Source organism: Pseudoalteromonas sp. CR1, assembly GCF_019392235.1.
Classification (GTDB): Bacteria; Pseudomonadota; Gammaproteobacteria; order Enterobacterales; family Alteromonadaceae; genus Pseudoalteromonas.
On sequence record NZ_JAHXRM010000014.1, the window covers coordinates 44,458 to 63,988 of the forward strand.

The following is a 19,531-nucleotide window of genomic DNA, read 5'->3' on the forward strand; positions in this document are numbered from 1 at the left end:
ATTATTCCCTCCTGCTTAGTTAATTAAAGATAGTTCAGCAAGGAGTTTATTACTAATTATGTTAGTGACTGATTAAAGTTTAATAGTCCCACCTTCGTTTAAAATATAAAGCGGCACTGATGATTTCATTGTTTTATGCATGTGTAATAAACGCAGTAAGGCTGAATGACTCGTCCGATCGCCCATTTTCCATGATGAGTTACCATATCCCCAAGGTATCATTACCTTGCAGTTAAGCTCTTGTGCGGCTGTAAGAGCATCTTCTGGTGTAGTATGAACATAACGATACCATTTAGGGTTATCTTCGCTGTAGTACGATGCTATGGGCATTAAACATATGTCTATGCCGCCATAGTTGTGTTGAATATCTTTAAAATGCTTTGAGTAGCCTGTGTCGCCTGCAAAAAATAAGGTTTTGCCATTTTGCTCAAGTAACCAGCCATTCCATAAGTCTTTATCGTTATCTTCATAAATAAAGGGCACTAATATTCGACTGCTGAAATGATGCGCAGGTAGTGCATGAATAGTTAAATCATCAATTTTAGTTTTTGCATACCACGCCATTTCGCTAATATTAAGCCCTGCATTTGGAAAGTTATCTGCCATGCCTAATGGTGCTAAGTAACGTGGTTTGCTGCCTATTTCTTCTATATCAGATTTATTAAAGTGATCGTAATGAATATGTGAATACATAACGGCGTCTACGTTTTCGAGTTCAGTTTTGCTTAGCCAGTCACCTGGTTTTCGATAAAAGCCAGAGGCAAGCTTAAATGCTAAATCAACCGGGGAATCAAACTGCTCTTTTACAGGGTCAAATACGACATGTTGGCCGCTAGGTGTTCGGATCAAAAAACCAGCATGCCCTAACCAACGTATATTAAAGCCAAGGTTTAGATGCGGGTTTAATTGCTCAGCGTTATATGTGCAATTCTCAGCAGTGGTTTCGCATATTACGTTGGGGTGCTTTGGGTAGCAGTCGGTTTCACACGTAACTGGGTAGGTTTTTTCGCCCATATAGAGATTGTGATAGCGATCTTTACGCTCACCTGATTCATGAATTGGCGTTACGCTGTCTTGCCCTGCAATAACATTGATATTGTTGTTTGTGCTACAGGCAGCTAAAAAACTTGAGGAAATAAGTAAGCACAGTATGTGTAATTTCATTTCTATTATTTTTATTGCTTCAATTAGGTAAAAGTTTAACAAACGCTATTTATTAAACAATGTGTTAATCGTAACAAAAAATAATTATAAAAAAGCCTGTTAGAGTAACAGGCTTTTAGGGGAGCTATATTAAGTAGTATTATTAGGCTTTGTTCATTTGCTCAATAAATTTGTTTGAATCGGCAATTGACTTGTTCATGTCGTTCATCAGTATCTGAATATCGCGTTTAAGGTTAGTAAATTCACCTTTTATAGCAGCAACGGCCTGTGCATTTAAATTATGCTTTAAGTACAAAACGTTATCTTTTAGTGATGAGAGAACTGGTTCCATTTTACTTTCAGCACTTCGCATAGAGCGAAGAAGCTGATCAAACAGGCGCTTAGTGGCGTTAAGTTTTTTACTGCTTTCGCGTTTTAACGAAGCGCTTTTGTATTGTTCTAACTCATCGCTCCACTCATCAAACAATGCTTCAGCAACGTCTTCTACTTTATTAATATTGGTAGTAACGTCGTCTGCGGCTTTAAGGCTTGATTCGTAATCGTCATTGAGTTGGTTGTAAGCATCTTGTAGCTCACCGCCGTCGAAATTAATAAGTGTAGTTAAACGTTCAAGCGCTGACTGAAACTCTTCTTGAGACTCTTCTTGCGACTCTTTTGTTTCTTCTACGCGGTCAATAAGAATGTCACGTTTGTGAACGCCTACTTTTTCCATTGCAGAATAGTAAGCTGATTGACAGCCAGATAATGCTAACGTTAGGGCAAGTATTGATGCGCTTAACAGTGTTTGTTTTTTCATTTGATTCCCTATTTACGTGTAAGTGCTGTAAATTCCGGTGCTGATTGTTATGATAATCAAAACTCGATAAGCACAAGTCAATTGTATGAATGATAAGCTCTCCCATTACAAACAGCAAGTTAAGTCCTTTATACGCCAGCAACCCGGCTGGTGGATGCAATATATTAACCGTTGTATAGATGATCAAATTACAGTTAATGCTGGTTACCTTGCTTACGTAACGCTACTTTCATTAATACCACTTATTGCGGTGGGTGTTGCTATATTTTCAGCGTTTCCGGGGTTTGAATCGACACGCATGGAAATAGAAAGCTTTTTGTTTACTAACTTTGTACCGACTTCTACGGATGTGATCAGAGAGCATATTAGCTCCTTTGCAGGAAATGCCAATCAAATGACTGCAGTGGGTATAGGTTTTTTAGCCGCTGTTGCCTTACTTTTAATACGTAATGTAGATGCAACACTTAATCGTATTTGGCGTATTAAGAAAAAGCGCCCGATGATGATTTCATTTGCAGTGTATTGGATGGTACTGAGTTTAGGCCCCGTGTTACTGGGGGCAAGTATTGGTGTAACTTCGTACATTGTGTCGTTCGTCTCGTTTGCTGATCAAGGTATTCCAGGGTTTAGTGGTTTTTTATTAAAATTGCTCCCTTATGGAATTTCGATGATGGGGTTCATCATGCTTTATACCCTAGTGCCTAATACACGCGTATCGTTTAAAGCCGCAGTGCCAGGGGCATTATTTGCTGCGCTTTTATTTGAGCTAACAAAAAAAGGGTTTGCACTTTATATTAGCCACTTTCCTTCGTATGAAGTGATTTATGGTGCAGTAGCCACAATTCCAATTTTATTTGTGTGGGTGTATTTAGCGTGGGTAGTTGTACTTTTGGGCGCCGAATTTACGGCATGTATTAGCCCAAATGATATTGAGGATACCCCAGAAATAGAACTGGAAGAAGAACCAGAATTAAAGGATATACATTAAATGCAAGGGCTAATACAGCGCGTAAAACACGCAAAGGTAGAAGTTAACAACCAAGTAATTGGGCAAGTAGCGCAAGGTATTTTACTTTTGTTAGGTGTTGAAAAAGCAGACGATAAACACGCTGCCGATAAGCTTTTACATAAAGTCAGTAATTACCGAATTTTTACCGACGAAAACAACAAAATGAACTTAAGCCTAAAAGATATAGGCGGAGAGTTACTAGTGGTTTCGCAATTTACATTAGCGGCTGATACCAAAAAAGGAATGCGTCCGAGCTTTTCATCGGCGGCAACCCCAAGCCAAGCTAATGAGTTGTATGAGTATTTTGTTGACCAAGCCAAAGCGTTAGGAATTAAAGTAGCAACTGGGGAGTTCGGTGCCGATATGCAAGTGAGCTTATGTAACGATGGGCCGGTTACGTTTAACTTATCTGTTTAAGGTGTTTGCTTGTGAATCACAACAATATGGTTAACGTACCCCTTAATTTTTTGAGAGTGAATATCACAGCCAAATACATGGCGTAATTGTTGCTGAAGTTGCTTTAACTGTGAGCTGTGTTGCGATAAAAAATTAATAAAGAGTGTCCCGTTGTTGTTCAGCGCTGAGTAGATTTTTTCATAAAATGCGCGTTCAAATAAAAAACGGGGTGCATCTATGTGGCTAAACAAATCTAAAATAATCCAATCAATATTTCGGGCAGTATTTAATACCAGCTGCGCGTCAGCGCAAAGTAAATTCTCATCACTTTTGATTGCAAAAAACTGTGAATAACACGCCAATATTTCTGCGTTTTTTTCAACTGACGTTATATTTACTTGGGGGTATTGGTTAAGTAAATAGTTGCGAATAGCCCCACCACCTAGCCCAAGTTCAAGCACGTTATTAGGGGGTGAAAGTGTTTGCCATTGTTTAGCCAAATATTGTAAGTGAGGAAACAACAGAGCTTCAGGGTTTTTGACATCGATAATGGATTGCAACGTATTATTAATTAGCAGCCACCGCAAATTACCATGCTCGCGCACTTGAATGTGCTCGCCATTTACGTTGTGCCAATAAAGTAGGACTCCTTCATTTTGGCTGCCTTCAATAAAATGGCTATTAATTAGGCCTGTTGAGGCATCAATATATGTGGTCATGATCTTTAGCATAAACCAGCTTGGTTAAAGCGCAATGTGATTTGTCATTAATTTTTTACGCATTTATAAAGTCTCACCAAAGTCGTATTTGCAGTTTTTTTAAGATGGAGTATGGTATTTGCCATCAACAGGTTGAGGCCTTTTTAGATTTTTACATGCGGCTTTTACAACAACAGGAGTAAGTATGTTTCAAGTAAGTACCCCACAAAGTAGCGAAGATTGGCAAGCTTATTATCAATTACGTTGGGAAGTATTACGTGCTCCTTGGGGCGAGCCCAGGGGTTCTGAACAAGATGATTTAGAGCAGGACGCTGAACACCGGTTTATAAAAAATAAAGAGGGTGAAGTATTAGGGGTGGCTCGATTACATTTTAATAACCATGAGCAAGCTCAGGTTCGTTATATGGCGGTGGCTGAAGGTAACCGAAATCAGCATATTGGTAGTCGTCTGTTACACGATTTAGAAAAAATAGCATGGACACAAAATGCCGATGAACTGGTGTTATTTGCACGCGAACGCGCACTTGAATTTTATAAGCGCCACGGCTACGAATTAAAAGAAAAAGCGCACTTAGCTTACGGTGATGTTCAGCATTTTAAAATGGTTAAGCAAAAGCCGAGTGAGCCAGGTTGGTTCCGTCATCCTAATTGGACTCAAGTGCTACAAAATATCTGGCGGGAATCAATTCCTATTAGTGATGCAATGGGCATTAAAGTAGAAAGTTACACCGATTGGCAATTTACAACCAGCGCTGATTTAGACGCTAATTTAAATTTACATAACACCATGTTTGCTGGTTCTATTTATAGCTTAGCCACATTAACTGGCTGGGGGGCAACGTATTTGGCGCTCAAAGAAGCGGGGCTTGAAGGTAATATTGTACTGGCTGATGCCAATATTAAGTACTTAAAGCCACTCAATACAGATCCGCGCGGTTGTGTCGATTTACAAGCGTGTAAAGGTAAATTAAGCGATTTAGAAGCCGATGGTAAAACAAGTTATGTGGTACCGGTAACCATTTATGATGGTGACAATGTAGTTGCTGAGTTTGAAGGTGTGTTTGCCGTAAAAAAATAACGAGTAATTTTTAATTAAAAAAGCCAAGCACTTAATAATTAATGCTTGGCTTTTTTATGCGCTGATTTTATAACAAATCGGTTAATAAGATACCCACGCCAATCCGCTCAACATCGGCGTTGTAATCAATTAGGCTTTCACCGTAGCCGTTAAAGTATTGCGCGTAGCCACGAACGCGGCCCCACAAAGGAAATGACCAATCAAGCTGAAGTGCACCGCGATTGTCTGAATTTAAATTGTTGCGAGTCATAAAGCTAAATTCATGATCGTGATAACGATACGCACCACTAAATTCAAAATACCCCATGTATTTGTAAATATCGGGATTATCGTCACCTTTTGCGTCTAGCAGATCTTCTTTTTCGTCTTCAGCTATGCGGTACCAAGGTTTAAAACTAAAAACAAAGCCTCGGTTTTCCCAAATGAAATCGGCGTAAATACGGTTCCACGAGCGCGAGTTTGGTTGGCTACGGCCATTTGACTGGTGCGATATACCGAGCACAATAGCCATTTCATCGCCCCAGAGTACGTTTTCTGGATCAAGGTAATTCATCCAGAAAATTTCTGGCTCGTAGTTAGTTTCACGAAATGGCGATGAAATTTCCGAGTTATAAATTTGCCAATACGATTGCAGGGTAAAGCCAAAATACAATGCTTGGTCTTCGTCAGAGAATTCGTCAAACAAGGGGACCTTGATTGAAAGCTGATATTTAGCTTCTAAGTTATCGAGTGTATCACCATCTTGTTCGTCTGTGAGCTCGTCAAAACGATCGAACGGGCGATCGTTTGGATGCGATACATATGATAATGGCAATATGTAATTACGTTTATGGGGTGTGATTACATTACGATTTTTTTTGCCTACCTCTTCACGTGCTTGGCGTTTATCAAGTGCGGTCAGTTGTTTGTTTTCTTCCAGTGCAGAGCATTTTTTACGAAGCTCATCGAGTGTTTGCTTGCCATCGCCCCCAATCACTTCATTCAAAATACATTGCTTGACGAGTTCTATGCTGCTGTCTTGCTCGTTTGTTGGTACTTCGTCTTGCGCAAATGCTGCGGTACTTAGTAAAGCTGAAAGGGTGATCCAGTGGCGCCAGCTCATTGTAATTCCTTGTGAGTATTGGGTAGGTTGTGATTTATTTTATTATAACGCTTTTTACATTAGGTACAGTGAACTTTTACTGAATTGTTTACATTACGTTAAAGGCGGTACTAATAGATCAAAAGAAAAGCGGCCAAAGCCGCTTTATCTAATGTACATTAACTTAGAAGATTAATGTACTCTCACGCAATGAGAAGGGTGAGCTATAGCTCAAATACGTTTGTAAAAAATTTATACAACTCAGTGCCTTGATTAACGCTTGCTGAGGCAAAGTGCAAAATAGCGATAGCATCGCAATCAAGAGTCAGCGTTTGTAGTGGCTGCTCACTCAAGTAGCGCTCCATGCGTAAAATATGTGCGATGGGCTCGCCTGCTTTAATATGACCACCAAGTGGTGCTACATATTCAACCATGCCGCCAATAGGGGCGTAATAGGCAAAGTAGTCATCTAGGTTACACGCATAGCGAGTTATATTAGCTGGTTTATGGGGTGCATCTACTAATACGTTCTTATGATTTAGGTAACTTAAAATGCTATTTGCATCGTTGAGTGCTTCTTTTAAATCTATTTTTTCTTGGCTACCTAGCTCTACTGTAAAGGCTTCTACCTGCACGTTGAATGATCGCCCTTGCGCGCTAAGTGCATCACTTAAGTGCCACCATGGGCAAAAGCTAGCTTCATCCATAGCGCCATCAAAGTCGCTTGGGATGAGCAGTACATGTTCAATGTTAAAATAACGAGCACTGTCGGTTGCATACGTTGGGCAATATAAGTGTTTACTTGAAATAGGGCCTGTGTGTAAATCAAGGACTATATCGGCTTGGTGCGCAAGCTTTTGCAAATTAAGCGCAATGCGTTTACCGGTATTGAGTAAATATGCGGGGCCGTTAAGTTTAGTGTCTATTTCATCAATCAAGGCTTGTTTAAAGTTACTTTTTAAAGCTGCATCGTCGTATTGGCTATGATCTTTGGCAAACTGGGTCACTAAATCATTGTTGTAGTGATACATGCGGTTCCAGTTAGTGCCAGTAATAGGGTCGAATCGGCCAAGGGTAAATTCCCCTGATTTTTGGTTACAGCCAATAGGGTTAGCATAAGGTACTAAGGTAATGTCGCCTTTTAAATTGAGCTGTTTTAACTGCTCTAGCAGCTGAAAAATAACCGCGTTACCTTGTACCTCGGCGCCATGCATGTTGGCTTGAATATACACGCTTGGACCGCTGCCATCGCCTTTTAAGCGATACACCGGAATAGTGAGAGGTAAGCCGTTTGCCACTTCCCCTACTACAATGTTTTCTTGGCTGATTGGTGTTGTTATGCTCATGTTTATTACCTTAAATAGTGGCTGGCATCTTCTGCTTGGCGTACGCAGGTGAGCTCACCATTTTGTAAAACGTATTCTGCTGCCAGCTCATGACATAAAAAATACGGCATGCTTTCGGTAAAACCATAGGCGCCACATTGGCTAAATACCAGCCAGTCTTGCGCGTTTAAATCGCTTGGTAGGGTGTGCTCACCTAAGCAATCAAGGGCCGTACATAACGGGCCATATAGGCTCATTGCCTGTTTTGGTGCAGTTGATTCGCGCAATAGCGCCGCAGGAAAATCTTGGCTTGTAACAGCTGGGCGTAATAAGTGGTTAATGCCACCGGTTAAAATAACTTGCTGTTGGCCGTAGTTTTGTTTGCACTCAACGACGGGGTTGGCGTAATGACCGCATTCGCCCACAGCATAGCGGCCAAGCTCCATCCAAAGCTCGTCTACGCCTGCATCTTTTTTAATTTTAGCAAGCGCGGCTATAAGGCCATCCCACTCAAGTGTTGCTTCGTTTGGGGTGTAAGGAATACCTAAACCGCCCCCTAAATCTAAAATTTTAAGGTCTATATTTAAGTTATTTGCCAAGGTGGTCAGCGGTGCAATCATTTGCGACCACAGTTCGCTTAGCTTTTGTGTGCTAAGCATGTTGCCCCACTGAAATATATGCAGGCCATCAAAATTGAGTGCTGGGTAATCGCCAGTATTTAGTGCTTGCCATTCATCGCAGCCAAGCCCAAACGGAGTTAGGCTGTCGCCGCCTAGTGGGTTTTTTTCACCTTCAGGCCAGCGTAGTTGCACACGCAATAAAACTTGCAGCTGCGTATTTTGCAGCTGCGCTTGTTGGTCTAACCAACGCACTTGATTGAGGCTTTCGGCAACAAATATGTGCACACCGCGCTCAATAAAGTGTTTAATTTGTTTAGGGCTCTTTGCAGGCCCTGTGTTGAGCACGCGCTGCGAACTAATACCTTGTGCAAGTACTTGTTCAAATTCACCTTTACTTGCAACGTCAAAGTTAAAGCCTGCGCTATCTAAGCTTTGAATAATCTTAGAAAGCGGGTTCGCTTTTACAGCATACCAAAGCTTTACATCGGTTTGCGCAACTAAACGCGTAAGGTGCGAGTTTAGTTTATCTAAGTCGTAAACAAAAAAAGGGGTATCAAGTTGCTGTGTAAGCGTATTAACAGCGGTTTTGATTGGCGTGCTCAAAAAGCTCATTATCGTAAAACCTCTTCTAGCAATAATGATGCATCGCTTTGTTCGTCACGGTATTTAACAATTAACGCACACGACATGCTCAAGCCTTGCTCACGTGCCCATTCGTTAGACGCCGGGCGAGAGCCAGGTATTACAATTGCGTATTCTGGGATTGGTTCGCCTTTATCAAGCTGACGCTCATTAACGCAGTCGTATACCGGAATGGTTGCAGATAAGCGTACGCCTGGCGCTAGTACTGCCCCTTTTTTAACAACTACGCCTTCAACAATGACACAACCTGCGCCAATAAAGGCATCGTCTTCAACTACTACAGGGCTTGCACCAATTGGCTCAAGTACACCGCCAAGTTGCACAGCTGCGCTCAAATGTACGTTTTTACCTACTTGTGCACACGAGCCTACTAATGCGTGGCTATCAACCATAGTGCCTTCGTCGATGTATGCGCCAATGTTTACGTACGCTGGTGGCATAATAATAGTGCCTTTAGCTACATATGCACCACGGCGAACACTTGAACCACCAGGTACCATACGCACGCCATCGTCAGTACTAAACTCTTGCGGTGCAAGGTTGTGTTTATCTACAAAACCACCTGCAAACTCAGTGTTAGTGCCATTTTTAAAGGCTTCTAAAATGCCTTGTTTTACTTCTACGTTAGCTTCCCATTGGCCGCTTTCGTTTTGTGATGCTGCGCGTACTGCGCCCGATTCTAAATTATTTAGTAGTTCTAACCAGCTCATTATAAAAACCTGTATTTAATGCCAAGATAAAATGGTGTCGTTTGCAGTAGTAATGCAATCGGTTTGCGTTAACTCAAAATGCGTTAAAGGTGGGCGTAGCAACGGGCTACTTAAGCGGCCTTGTTGGTGCATTAACACTTTAACGGGAATAGGGTTTGCTACAGCAAAAAGGCTATTAATAGCGCGAGTCCACTGAGCAAATAAATTGGGGTGTTGGCCACTTAAGCTGCGTTTTACAAACTCATGCGTTTGTGTTGGCCATGCGTTTGCCGCAACCGATACTAAGCCTTTTGCGCCTGCTTGTGCGAAATAGGGCATAAGTGCATCGTCGCCACTGTATAGTGCTAAATTAGGGGCGGCTTGTCGGTATGCTTCAAATTGGCTGATGTTGCCACTGGCTTCTTTTAACGCCCACAGCTTTGGATGTGCCTGTAAATTTTCGATGGTTTGCACCGGAATGCTTACACCGCTTCTACCCGGTACGTTGTATAACATACACGGGTGCGCGCTTTCGTTTAATAAGCTTTCGTACCAATGAGTTTGACCTACAGCCCCTGGTTTTGCATAAAGGGGCGAGCCTAGTAAGTAACTGTGAATAGGTAACTGATTGCAATAGTTAACCCACTCTTTTTGTTGGTCTAAATTGCTACCGCCTACAGCAACCATCAGCGGTACATTGGGCTTTAATTGGCACACGTGTTCAACAATGGCTTGTTGCTCTTTGAGTGTTAGCGCTAAGCCTTCACCAGTACTACCAAGTAGTAAAATACCGTTATGTGCCGCTTCTTGTTCGCTAACAAGTGTTGTGAGCGTGTTGTAGTCAACATTACCGTGTTGGTCAAACGGCGTAACAAGCGCTGTCCACAATGCGTAGTCGTCTAAATTGAAGTTGTTGATCATCTCTTACGAACCTATAAGGTGTTCGAGATATTAAAGGGGCTTTATGATGTGAGCCGCATTAACGTCGTTCGAACAGTATTCGAAGAGCGAATGGGCTTAAAATAATAGGGCGCACGGCCTTATTATTTAAGACCAGAAGCTCTCCACCAAACTAATAAGCTGCTAAAAAGCAGCTCTTGGTGACAGTCGCTAGGATTCAACCTAGTCGCCCGAAGTAATTGCTTCGCAAAAGCATTTACCTCTCGGCGGTATTCCCCTGGCGTATGCTCACTGGAGTTTGCGCTCCTAACATACGCTACCTGAATAACGCACCTCTTCTAGCCCTTTGTATTTTGTTTAACCGCAAAAGGCTTAACAAAATACAATTTAAATAGGGTAATTGCGGCGATTAAAACATTTTAGCCGTCTAGGTGTCAAGCTGCTAAATATAGATTAGCTCATCGAAAATAGCGGTGGTTACGTATTGGCTGCTTTTCTCGTACACTAACACTATGAGCAGCGAGGTATTTAATAAGTATGGAAAAATTTAGTGATATTTATAAGCGAGCGGTAGAGCGAAAGGGCTCTGAAAAAATGCTTAAGTTATTACTCGCAAAACCTTTATCTAAAAAAGCGTTAAGTACGTTAAGTGACGACGATTGGCTTGAAGAATTTACCCGAAAAGTTTTTCAAAGTGGCTTTTATTGGTCGGTAATAAATAGTAAATGGCCCGGCTTTAGAGAGGTTTTTTGGGAGTTCAGCGTTGATAAGTTATTAATGATGCCGCCCGATATGCTAGAGCAAAAAGCAACGGATGAACGCATTATTCGTAATTATAAAAAAGTGAAAACGATTCCTGAAAATGCGTACATGATCCACGAAATAGCACAGGAACATGGCAGCTTTAGTAAGTTTATTGCCCAGTGGCCAACAGATAATATTATTGGTTTATGGGCGCATTTAAAAAAACACGGTGCTCGGTTGGGCGGCAATACAGGCCCCTATGCTTTAAGAGCGCTTGGTAAAGATACATTTTTACTTTCGCGCGATGTAGAAAGTTACTTAAGAGCGCATAAAATAATTGATGGCGGGCTGCAAACTAAAAAATCACTCACTGCTGCGCAGGCATTTTTTAATGAAATGCAAAAGCAAAGTGGTTTAAGCATGCAAGAGCTAAGTTTAATTGTGGCCTACGGTGTGGGTGACAATCGCGTAGGTATAAGCCAACAAGCTGAGGATTAATGATGAAACTAGTGCCAAGATACACCGATATAGCAGATAACTTCGCGATAGAGGATCAACCCTCAAGCGTTGCTGCACCGCAATTGCTGCTGTGGAACGCATCGTTAGCTAAGCAGTTTAATATAGAAATTGAGCCGCAGCTGCGTGCGAGTACCTTTGCAGGCAATGAGCCACAGCAAATAAAGACGGTAGCGCTTGGCTATTCTGGGCATCAATTTGGACACTTTTCGCCTCGCTTAGGTGACGGGCGCGCGCATTTGCTTGGCGCTATTAATGACGATAAAAACCAGCTATGGGATATTCAATTAAAAGGCTCAGGCGCTACCCCGTATTCTAGAGGTGGCGATGGAAAATGTGCACTAGGCCCTGCTATTCGTGAATACGTAATGAGTGAAGCTATGCACGCATTAGGTATTCCAACCACTCGCTGTTTAGCTGTTGTAGGCACAGGCGAAAGCGTTTACCGCAACCCGCCTCAGCCTGGTGCTGTTGTTACTCGCTTAGCAAGTAGCCATATTCGGGTAGGCTCGTTTCAATATTTGGCAACACAAGGTGATATTGAAGGTTTAAAAAAGCTAGCGGATTTAGCTATTGGACGTCATTACCCTGAAATAAAGAGTGAAGGCCCAGAACGGTATCTAGCGTTTTTAGAATCAGTGACTAATAATCAGGTAAGCTTAATAATTAATTGGATGCGCGTAGGATTTATCCATGGTGTTATGAACACCGACAACACGCTAGTCAGCGGTGAAACCATAGATTATGGCCCGTGTGCGATGATGGATAATTTTGACTTTGACACCGTATTTAGCTCTATTGACAAACAAGGGCGCTACGCTTTTGGTAACCAGCCAAATATGGCGAGTTGGAATTGTGCTCGTTTAGCTGAAAGCCTTATCCCATTAATTAGCGATGATGAAGAAAAAGCAGTGTCATTACTGACTCCCGTCATACATCGCTTTTCAGAACAATTTAATACTCAATTTACAGTAATGTGGAGCAAAAAATTAGGCCTGGTTGATGCAAACGAGGGCGACAAAGAGCTTGTTTCTGAGCTTCTAACATTATTGCAAACACATCATCTTGATTACACCAATACTTTTGATGCATTGACGGAGTTTGTGAATGGCAACGCAACTTTTCCTGAAGAACTAACTGAGTGGGCGAATAAGTGGCAAAGCCGAATAAGTAACGATAGCTACAAAATCATGCGAGCAGCCAACCCACGTATCATTCCGCGAAATCATATAATTGAAACAATATTAGCTGAATATAATGAGCTTGGTTCAAGTAAGCTGATGAGTCGTTTTATCAAAGTGGCTAATAATCCGTACTTATTCAGCGATGATATGACCGAATTTCAAAAGGTGCCTTTAAATGATACTAACTACAAAACCTTTTGTGGTACTTAAGTGTTGTAAAAATAGATAAGTTAATGATTATAAATAACGATATTTTAGAACAGAGATGTTCATTGATTGAGCAAAGCAAATTCTGGTGTTACTATCTAAATGTATAAAGATAAGTTAGTTTCATTGTGAGCAAGAACAATTAATTGAGTTGTCTTTGTGTCTTCTGCAGATTATCGATTTATATAATCAACTAGTTGGTTTCTAGCTAGGTAAAGTTTTAAATTTCACCTAAACTGATTTGTTGGATATCGTTATATCGCATTGAAAAAAATTATAAACTTTATTTTTCGTTAAGTATTGATTAACAAAAGTTGAGTTAGTCTGTATAAAACTTAGTGAGCTAGTACTTAATTAGCCACAATTTATTAGTTGTTAAAATGGGAAGAAAACAATGAAATTAAAATCACTAACTATTGCAATTGCGTTAGCTGCAACTAGCGTATCTTCATTTGCTGCTGACAAGCAAGAAGGTTTCTATATTGGCGCATTTGGCGACTACTACGATGCGTCTTGGGAAAATATGAGCGCACAGGCTGGTCTTGACGTAAATGAGTCGACTGGTTTTGGTCTTGAAGCGGGTTACCGTTTCAGTGATTTTTGGAGTGCTCGTTTAGAGTATGCAGATCTTGATTTTAATGCATTCGACAAAGCTGCTGGTAACCGTAACAATATCGATGGAAGCCGTTTTGGTATTGATGCGCTTTACCATTTAGATGGCGGTCCTTTCTACGGTTTAGTTGGTATTAAATCAATGGACGTGGTTGAAGACAACATGTTCTTAAACGCAGGTGTTGGTTACAGACATTTCATCACTGACAACTTATTCGCTAACGTTGAAACTGCTGTATACCAAGGTATTGATAAAGGTTACACAGATGTTGGCGCTAAACTAGGTATAAACTACTTCTTTGGTCAAAACACTACGCCTGCTGAGCCGGTACAGCCTGCGCCAGAAGTTGTTGAAGTGCAAGTAGCACCTGTTGATAGCGATAACGACAACATTCTAGATGTTGACGATAAGTGTGCTAATACACCAATGACAGACGCTGTTGATGGTACTGGTTGTACTTTATACGAAGATAAAGAAGTAACTGTAAGTTTATTAGTAACGTTCCCTAATAACAATTCAGCTGTATCACAGCGTTACTTAGATGACATCGACCAAGTTGCATCTTTCTTAAAAGATTACCCAGATACAACAGTGCTTTTAGAAGGTCATACTTCAGCAGTAGGCAAAGCATCTTACAACAAGTGGTTATCAAAAAAACGCGCTGACGCTGTAGCTAAGCAGTTAATGGACGATGGTATTGCGTCTGACCGTATCACTACGGTAGGTTTAGGTGAAGAGCGTCTTAAAAATGAGGCTAACACAGCAGCTGCACACGCAGAAAACCGCCGTGTTGAAGCGCACATCAAAACAATCAAAACGGTAAAAGTTTTACGTTAATAGATTATTTGATGATAGAAACCCAGCTTATGCTGGGTTTTTTTATGGTTGCCATTTAAATCGTAATGATTATTACTTAATAAGTATTCATGGAAATAGAATTTACCGCAACCACTATTCATGTTATTTATAGCCGGTATAATCAGTTGTGTAACTGGATGGATTTTCATCTATCTATAAAAGCTTTATAATTACGCGTTAGAATACTATAAGTATTGGGTAACAAGTGCGCATGAAGCGCTACCGAATACTTTCACGTCACCAAGAGGGCAATATTGTGCTACAAGAATATCGTAAACACGTAGAAGAACGTGCCGCGTTAGGTATCGTACCAGCGCCATTAGATGCTCAGCAAACTGCTGATCTTATTGAATTAATAAAAAATCCACCGGCAGGTGAAGAAGAATTCATTTTAGATTTATTAATTAATCGTGTACCACCAGGTGTGGATGATGCTGCATATATCAAAGCAGGCTTTTTAGCCGCTGTTGCTAAAGGTGAAGCGAGTACTTCTCTTATTTCTAAAGAAAAAGCAGCTGAATTATTAGGAACAATGTTAGGCGGATACAACATCGCGCCAATGATTGACCTACTTGATGACGAGTCATTAGCGCCAATCGTAGTAAAAGGCCTTTCAAATACGCTACTTATGTTTGATGCTTTCTACGACGTAGAAGAAAAAGCTAAAGCGGGTAATGCGTTTGCTAAGCAAATTATCGAATCTTGGGCTGCAGCTGAATGGTTTACAAATAAGCCAGCAGTCGCTGAAAAAATCTCTGTTACTGTATTTAAAGTAACGGGTGAAACTAACACCGATGACTTATCACCAGCGCCAGATGCATGGTCACGCCCTGATATCCCACTTCATGCTTTGGCGATGCTAAAAAATGAGCGTGATGGAATAAACCCAGACAAAGCGGGTGAAGTAGGTCCGATCGTTCAGCTTGAAGAATTAAAAACTAAAGGTTTACCACTTGCTTACGTAGGTGATGTTGTAGGTACGGGTTCTTCTCGTAAGTCTGCGACTAACTCTGTGCTTTGGTTTATGGGTGATGATATCCCATTTGTACCAAACAAACGTGTTGGTGGTGTATGTTTAGGTAACAAAATTGCACCTATCTTCTTTAACACAATGGAAGATTCTGGCGCGTTACCAATCGAATTAAATGTTGACGAGTTCAACATGGGTGACCAAATCGACATCTACCCATACGAAGGTGTTGTTAAGCGCCACGGTACTGATGACGTTATCTCTACTTTTGAACTTAAATCAGACGTAATTCTTGATGAAGTTCGTGCTGGTGGTCGTATTCCACTTATCATTGGTCGTGGTTTAACAGACAAAGCACGTACATCTCTAGGTTTAGGTGCTACTGACGTATTTAAAGTACCAGCAGTGACAGAAGAGTCAGACAAAGGCTTTACACTAGCGCAAAAAATGGTTGGTAAAGCATGTAACGTTGCCGGTATTCGCCCAGGCCAATACTGTGAGCCTAAAATGACCACTGTAGGTTCGCAAGATACTACAGGTCCTATGACACGTGATGAACTTAAAGACTTAGCATGTTTAGGTTTCTCTGCAGATTTAACAATGCAGTCATTCTGTCATACTTCTGCTTACCCTAAACCAATTGACGTAAACACTCACCATACGCTTCCTGATTTCATCATGAACCGTGGCGGTGTTTCACTTCGCCCAGGTGATGGTGTAATTCACTCTTGGTTAAACCGTATGTTATTACCAGATACTGTAGGTACTGGTGGTGACTCACATACGCGTTTCCCACTAGGTATTTCGTTCCCAGCGGGTTCAGGTGCAGTTGCATTCGCAGCAGCAACTGGTGTTATGCCACTTGACATGCCTGAGTCTATTTTGGTTCGTTTTAAAGGTGAAATGCAGCCAGGTATCACGTTACGTGACCTTGTACATGCAATCCCTTACTACGGTATCAAAGAAGGCCTATTAACGGTTGAGAAGAAAGGTAAAATCAACGAATTCTCTGGTCGCGTACTAGAAATTGAAGGTGTTGAGCACTTAACTGTTGAGCAAGCGTTTGAGTTATCAGATGCATCAGCAGAGCGTTCAGCTGCAGGTTGTACTGTTAAGCTTTCTAAAGAGTCTATCAGCGAATACCTTGAGTCTAACATTGTTATGCTTAAGTGGATGATTTCTGAAGGTTACGGTGATGTTCGTACAATCGAGCGTCGTATTACTGCAATGCAAGATTGGCTGGCTAACCCAGAACTTATGGAAGCTGATGCTGATGCAGAATATAAGCACGTACTTGAAATTGACCTAGCAGAGATTAAAGAGCCAGTACTTTGTGCGCCAAATGACCCAGATGATGCGCGTTTACTATCTGACGTTACAGGCGAGAAAATCGATGAAGTATTTATCGGTTCTTGTATGACTAATATTGGTCACTTCCGTGCCGCAGGTAAATTATTAGATGGCTTTACTGGTCGTATTCCAACACAGCTTTGGGTTGCTCCACCAACGAAGATGGATAAAGACCAACTAACTGACGAAGGTTACTACGGTATCTTTGGTCGTGTTGGTGCACGTATCGAAACGCCAGGTTGTTCGCTATGTATGGGTAACCAAGCACGCGTTGCAGATAAAGCAACGGTTGTTTCTACCTCAACACGTAACTTCCCTAACCGTTTAGGTACGGGCGCAAACGTATTCTTAGCATCAGCAGAGCTTGCTGCAGTGGCGGCAATTTTAGGTAAATTACCTACCCCAGCTGAGTACCAAGAATATGCAGCGAAAATCAATGCAACGGCAGCAGATACTTACCGTTACTTGAACTTCCACCGTATGCCTCAGTACACTAAAAAAGCAGACAACGTAATTATTCAGCAAGCTGTTTAATTTATAGAGTTTGAATAAAAAAACCCGCTTCGGCGGGTTTTTTATTGTTTAAATGTAATTTAGATTATTCATGCTTTAATAATAATATATTGAATTAAATTTAAGTATTATTCGCTTTTAAGTTAGATAATAAAGCAATAATTCCTAGCTACATGCATTAAAATCCCTCCTAATACTCTCATTATTTTAGGCGAGATTTCATGACTGCATTAAACAACCAGAATTTACTGCAACTTCGTTTTATTAACCAAGCAAAAATTGATTTGGTTAAGCCTTCTTTTGACAACCTACCTGCAAATCCCTATGCAGATGGTGAATTTCGTAAGCGTCGTTATTCAGTAATTAAATTTCAAAATGGTGAGCTAAAATTACAAGCTGCCAAAGCATTTGTTCAAGACGATTCAATTAATACGTTTCAAGGTAACGTTGAGCGTACTTACGAAAATTTAGAGCAAAGCTTACTTGAATCAGATGGCATGAAAAGTATTGTTAGCGAATTTTGCGCTATTACAGGTATTGATGAAGAGCGTGATATTGAAATACATCAATTTAGAATGCTTGCCATTGATAGCGATACACCAGCAGCGCCAGAAGGTGTTCACCAAGATGGCTTTGACCACGTCTGCGTATGCGGTGTTTCGCACGAAAACCTCGAAGGTGGCGAGTTACTTGTATATGAAAACAAACAAGCTGAACCATGTTTTAAAATGGAAATTAAAGACGGTATGTTTGCACTAATAAACGATCGTCAAGTGTGGCACAACGCGACGCCAATGAATAAAGTCGATGCCAGCAAGCCAGGTTATCTGGATTGTTTTGTACTTACCTCTTAAGGAATGGGCATGAACATAGCGCAATTACGTGAGCAGTTTCCGGCATTAATACAAACCGTTGATGGTAAATCGCCGATATTTTTAGACGGACCAGGTGGATCTCAAGTGCCACAGCCTGTACTAAATGCAATGTCTGCTTATTTAGGGCACTACAACTCAAACCTAGGTGGTGCGTTTTTTTCAAGTGATAAAACCGTTGAGTTAATGGCAAATGTTCGCCAAGCTGCAGCAGATTTACTCAATGCGCCAAGTGCTCAAAATATAGTGTTTGGCCCTAACATGACCAGCCTGACCTTTAGTTTTAGCCGTGCTATTTCGCGAAATTGGCAGGCAAGTGATGAGATTATCGTGACTAACGCCGATCACTTTTCAAATGTATCGTCATGGCAGCAAGCCGCAGAAGATAAAGGCGTTAAGGTTAATACTGCCTTGATTAATGAAGCCGATTGCAGCCTAGATATGACGCAGTTTGAAAGCTTATTAAACAGCAAGACTAAGTTGGTGGCTGTTACCTATGCCTCAAATACCACAGGCTCAATTAACGATATTAAACGTATTATAGAGCTTGCTCATGCTGTAGGCGCTCTTGTGTATGTTGATGCTGTGCATTATGCGCCGCATGAGCTTATTGACGTACAGGCACTTGATTGTGACTTTTTAGCGTGCTCGGCATATAAGTTTTTTGGCCCGCACTTAGGTATGGTTTTTGGTAAAACTGAGTACTTAGAAGGTTTTACACCTTATAAAGTCGAACCCGCTAAAGATGTAGCGCCGGGACGCTGGGAAACCGGTACCCAAAGCTTTGAAGCAATGGCAGGGTTTGTTGCTGCTGTTGATTACATTGCTGCAATAAGCGAGCTTGATGATGGCCATACGCGCCGCGAAAAGCTAAGCGTGGCGTTTGCTAAAACCAAACAGCATGAGATGGCGCTTAGTGAGCATTTTTTAACGCGTTTGGTTAATTACCCTCGTATAAAATTGTACGGTATTGATGACTTTGATCGCTTAAACGAACGTACACCTACGTTTGCTTTAACGTTTGAAGGGCTTGAGCCTCGCGCCGTTTCAGAGTTTTTAGGCAAACAGCATATATGTGTGTGGGATGGACATTTTTACGCGCAAGGTTTGTGTAAGCAATTAAACGTGCTTGATAAAGGCGGCGTAGTACGTATTGGTTGTATGCATTACAACACAGTCGAAGAGCTTGATAAGCTGTTTGATATGTTTGACGAGCTACTTGGTTAAAGAGTTCGGCTATTAAATATATAAAAAGCCATAAGTGTTACTTATGGCTTTTTTATTG

The 19,531-nt window shown here is 41.2% G+C and carries 17 protein-coding genes and 1 riboswitch; of the genes, 9 read left to right on the forward strand and 8 right to left on the reverse strand.

The features are described from left to right. Positions 1-72: 72 nt before the first annotated feature. Both KZZ04_RS12920 and KZZ04_RS12925 read right to left on the reverse strand, forming a co-directional pair. Positions 73-1,164, reverse strand: a complete 1,092-nt coding sequence (locus KZZ04_RS12920; RefSeq protein WP_219422909.1) for an MBL fold metallo-hydrolase — start codon at positions 1,162-1,164, stop codon at positions 73-75. A 142-nt stretch (positions 1,165-1,306) separates the two neighbouring features. After that, positions 1,307-1,960, reverse strand: coding sequence for a DUF2959 domain-containing protein (locus tag KZZ04_RS12925; RefSeq protein ID WP_219422910.1), 654 nt, complete (start codon positions 1,958-1,960; stop codon positions 1,307-1,309). 85 nt (positions 1,961-2,045) lie between these two features. Between KZZ04_RS12925 and KZZ04_RS12930 the strand changes: the two genes are divergently transcribed. Both KZZ04_RS12930 and dtd read left to right on the forward strand, forming a co-directional pair. Continuing rightward, positions 2,046-2,948, forward strand: coding sequence for a virulence factor BrkB family protein (locus tag KZZ04_RS12930; protein ID WP_058405936.1), 903 nt, complete (start codon positions 2,046-2,048; stop codon positions 2,946-2,948). Next, the gene (dtd, locus tag KZZ04_RS12935; RefSeq protein ID WP_058405937.1) at positions 2,949-3,386 is read left to right on the forward strand and encodes a D-aminoacyl-tRNA deacylase; all 438 of its coding nucleotides are present in this window, start codon (positions 2,949-2,951) and stop codon (positions 3,384-3,386) included. It begins immediately after the preceding gene. On the opposite strand, the gene KZZ04_RS12940 is transcribed toward dtd, so the two are convergent. Next, a complete protein-coding gene (locus KZZ04_RS12940; RefSeq protein ID WP_058405938.1) occupies positions 3,383-4,096 on the reverse strand; it encodes a spermidine synthase in 714 nt (237 codons plus the stop codon). The genes dtd and KZZ04_RS12940 overlap by 4 nt on opposite strands. A 172-nt stretch (positions 4,097-4,268) precedes the next feature. Here KZZ04_RS12940 and KZZ04_RS12945 point away from each other — a divergent pair, with 172 nt between their 5' ends. Continuing rightward, positions 4,269-5,162, forward strand: coding sequence for a bifunctional GNAT family N-acetyltransferase/hotdog fold thioesterase (locus KZZ04_RS12945; protein WP_058405939.1), 894 nt, complete (start codon positions 4,269-4,271; stop codon positions 5,160-5,162). 67 nt (positions 5,163-5,229) lie between these two features. Here KZZ04_RS12945 and KZZ04_RS12950 read toward each other — a convergent pair whose 3' ends face one another. From KZZ04_RS12950 to dapA, 5 genes are all read right to left on the reverse strand, one after another. Continuing rightward, positions 5,230-6,264: a phospholipase A gene (locus tag KZZ04_RS12950; RefSeq protein WP_058405940.1), complete on the reverse strand. Its 1,035-nt coding sequence runs from the start codon at positions 6,262-6,264 to the stop codon at positions 5,230-5,232. A 203-nt stretch (positions 6,265-6,467) separates the two neighbouring features. Further along, positions 6,468-7,589, reverse strand: coding sequence for a succinylglutamate desuccinylase/aspartoacylase family protein (locus KZZ04_RS12955; RefSeq protein ID WP_219422911.1), 1,122 nt, complete (start codon positions 7,587-7,589; stop codon positions 6,468-6,470). 5 nt (positions 7,590-7,594) lie between these two features. Then, positions 7,595-8,800 (reverse strand): PLP-dependent decarboxylase, encoded by a 1,206-nt coding sequence (locus tag KZZ04_RS12960; RefSeq protein ID WP_219422912.1) that lies wholly within the window; start codon positions 8,798-8,800, stop codon positions 7,595-7,597. After that, on the reverse strand, positions 8,800-9,540 hold the full coding sequence (locus KZZ04_RS12965) for a 2,3,4,5-tetrahydropyridine-2,6-dicarboxylate N-succinyltransferase (protein WP_006791320.1): 741 nt from the start codon (positions 9,538-9,540) through the stop codon (positions 8,800-8,802). The genes KZZ04_RS12960 and KZZ04_RS12965 overlap by 1 nt, the downstream gene beginning before the upstream one ends. A gap of 15 nt (positions 9,541-9,555) precedes the next feature. Then, the gene (gene dapA / locus KZZ04_RS12970; RefSeq protein ID WP_219422913.1) at positions 9,556-10,440 is read right to left on the reverse strand and encodes a 4-hydroxy-tetrahydrodipicolinate synthase; all 885 of its coding nucleotides are present in this window, start codon (positions 10,438-10,440) and stop codon (positions 9,556-9,558) included. Positions 10,441-10,568: 128 nt separating this feature from the next. Next, positions 10,569-10,765, reverse strand: a riboswitch (Lysine riboswitch). Between the two features lie 191 nt (positions 10,766-10,956). Between dapA and KZZ04_RS12975 the strand changes: the two genes are divergently transcribed. From KZZ04_RS12975 to KZZ04_RS13000, 6 genes are all read left to right on the forward strand, one after another. Continuing rightward, positions 10,957-11,661, forward strand: coding sequence for a DNA-3-methyladenine glycosylase I (locus KZZ04_RS12975; RefSeq protein ID WP_138527350.1), 705 nt, complete (start codon positions 10,957-10,959; stop codon positions 11,659-11,661). 2 nt (positions 11,662-11,663) lie between these two features. Next, on the forward strand, positions 11,664-13,073 hold the full coding sequence (locus tag KZZ04_RS12980; protein WP_058405946.1) for a YdiU family protein: 1,410 nt from the start codon (positions 11,664-11,666) through the stop codon (positions 13,071-13,073). Positions 13,074-13,464: 391 nt separating this feature from the next. Beyond that, on the forward strand, positions 13,465-14,520 hold the full coding sequence (locus KZZ04_RS12985) for an OmpA family protein (RefSeq protein WP_219422914.1): 1,056 nt from the start codon (positions 13,465-13,467) through the stop codon (positions 14,518-14,520). Positions 14,521-14,797: 277 nt separating this feature from the next. Further along, positions 14,798-17,395, forward strand: a complete 2,598-nt coding sequence (gene acnB, locus KZZ04_RS12990) for a bifunctional aconitate hydratase 2/2-methylisocitrate dehydratase (RefSeq protein WP_219422937.1) — start codon at positions 14,798-14,800, stop codon at positions 17,393-17,395. Between the two features lie 200 nt (positions 17,396-17,595). After that, complete coding sequence (locus KZZ04_RS12995) at positions 17,596-18,228, forward strand: 2OG-Fe dioxygenase family protein (protein WP_219422915.1); 633 nt, start codon at positions 17,596-17,598, stop codon at positions 18,226-18,228. A 9-nt stretch (positions 18,229-18,237) separates the two neighbouring features. After that, entirely contained in the window at positions 18,238-19,473 is a 1,236-nt protein-coding gene (locus KZZ04_RS13000) for a cysteine desulfurase-like protein (RefSeq protein ID WP_219422916.1), read from the forward strand. Positions 19,474-19,531: the final 58 nt, after the last annotated feature.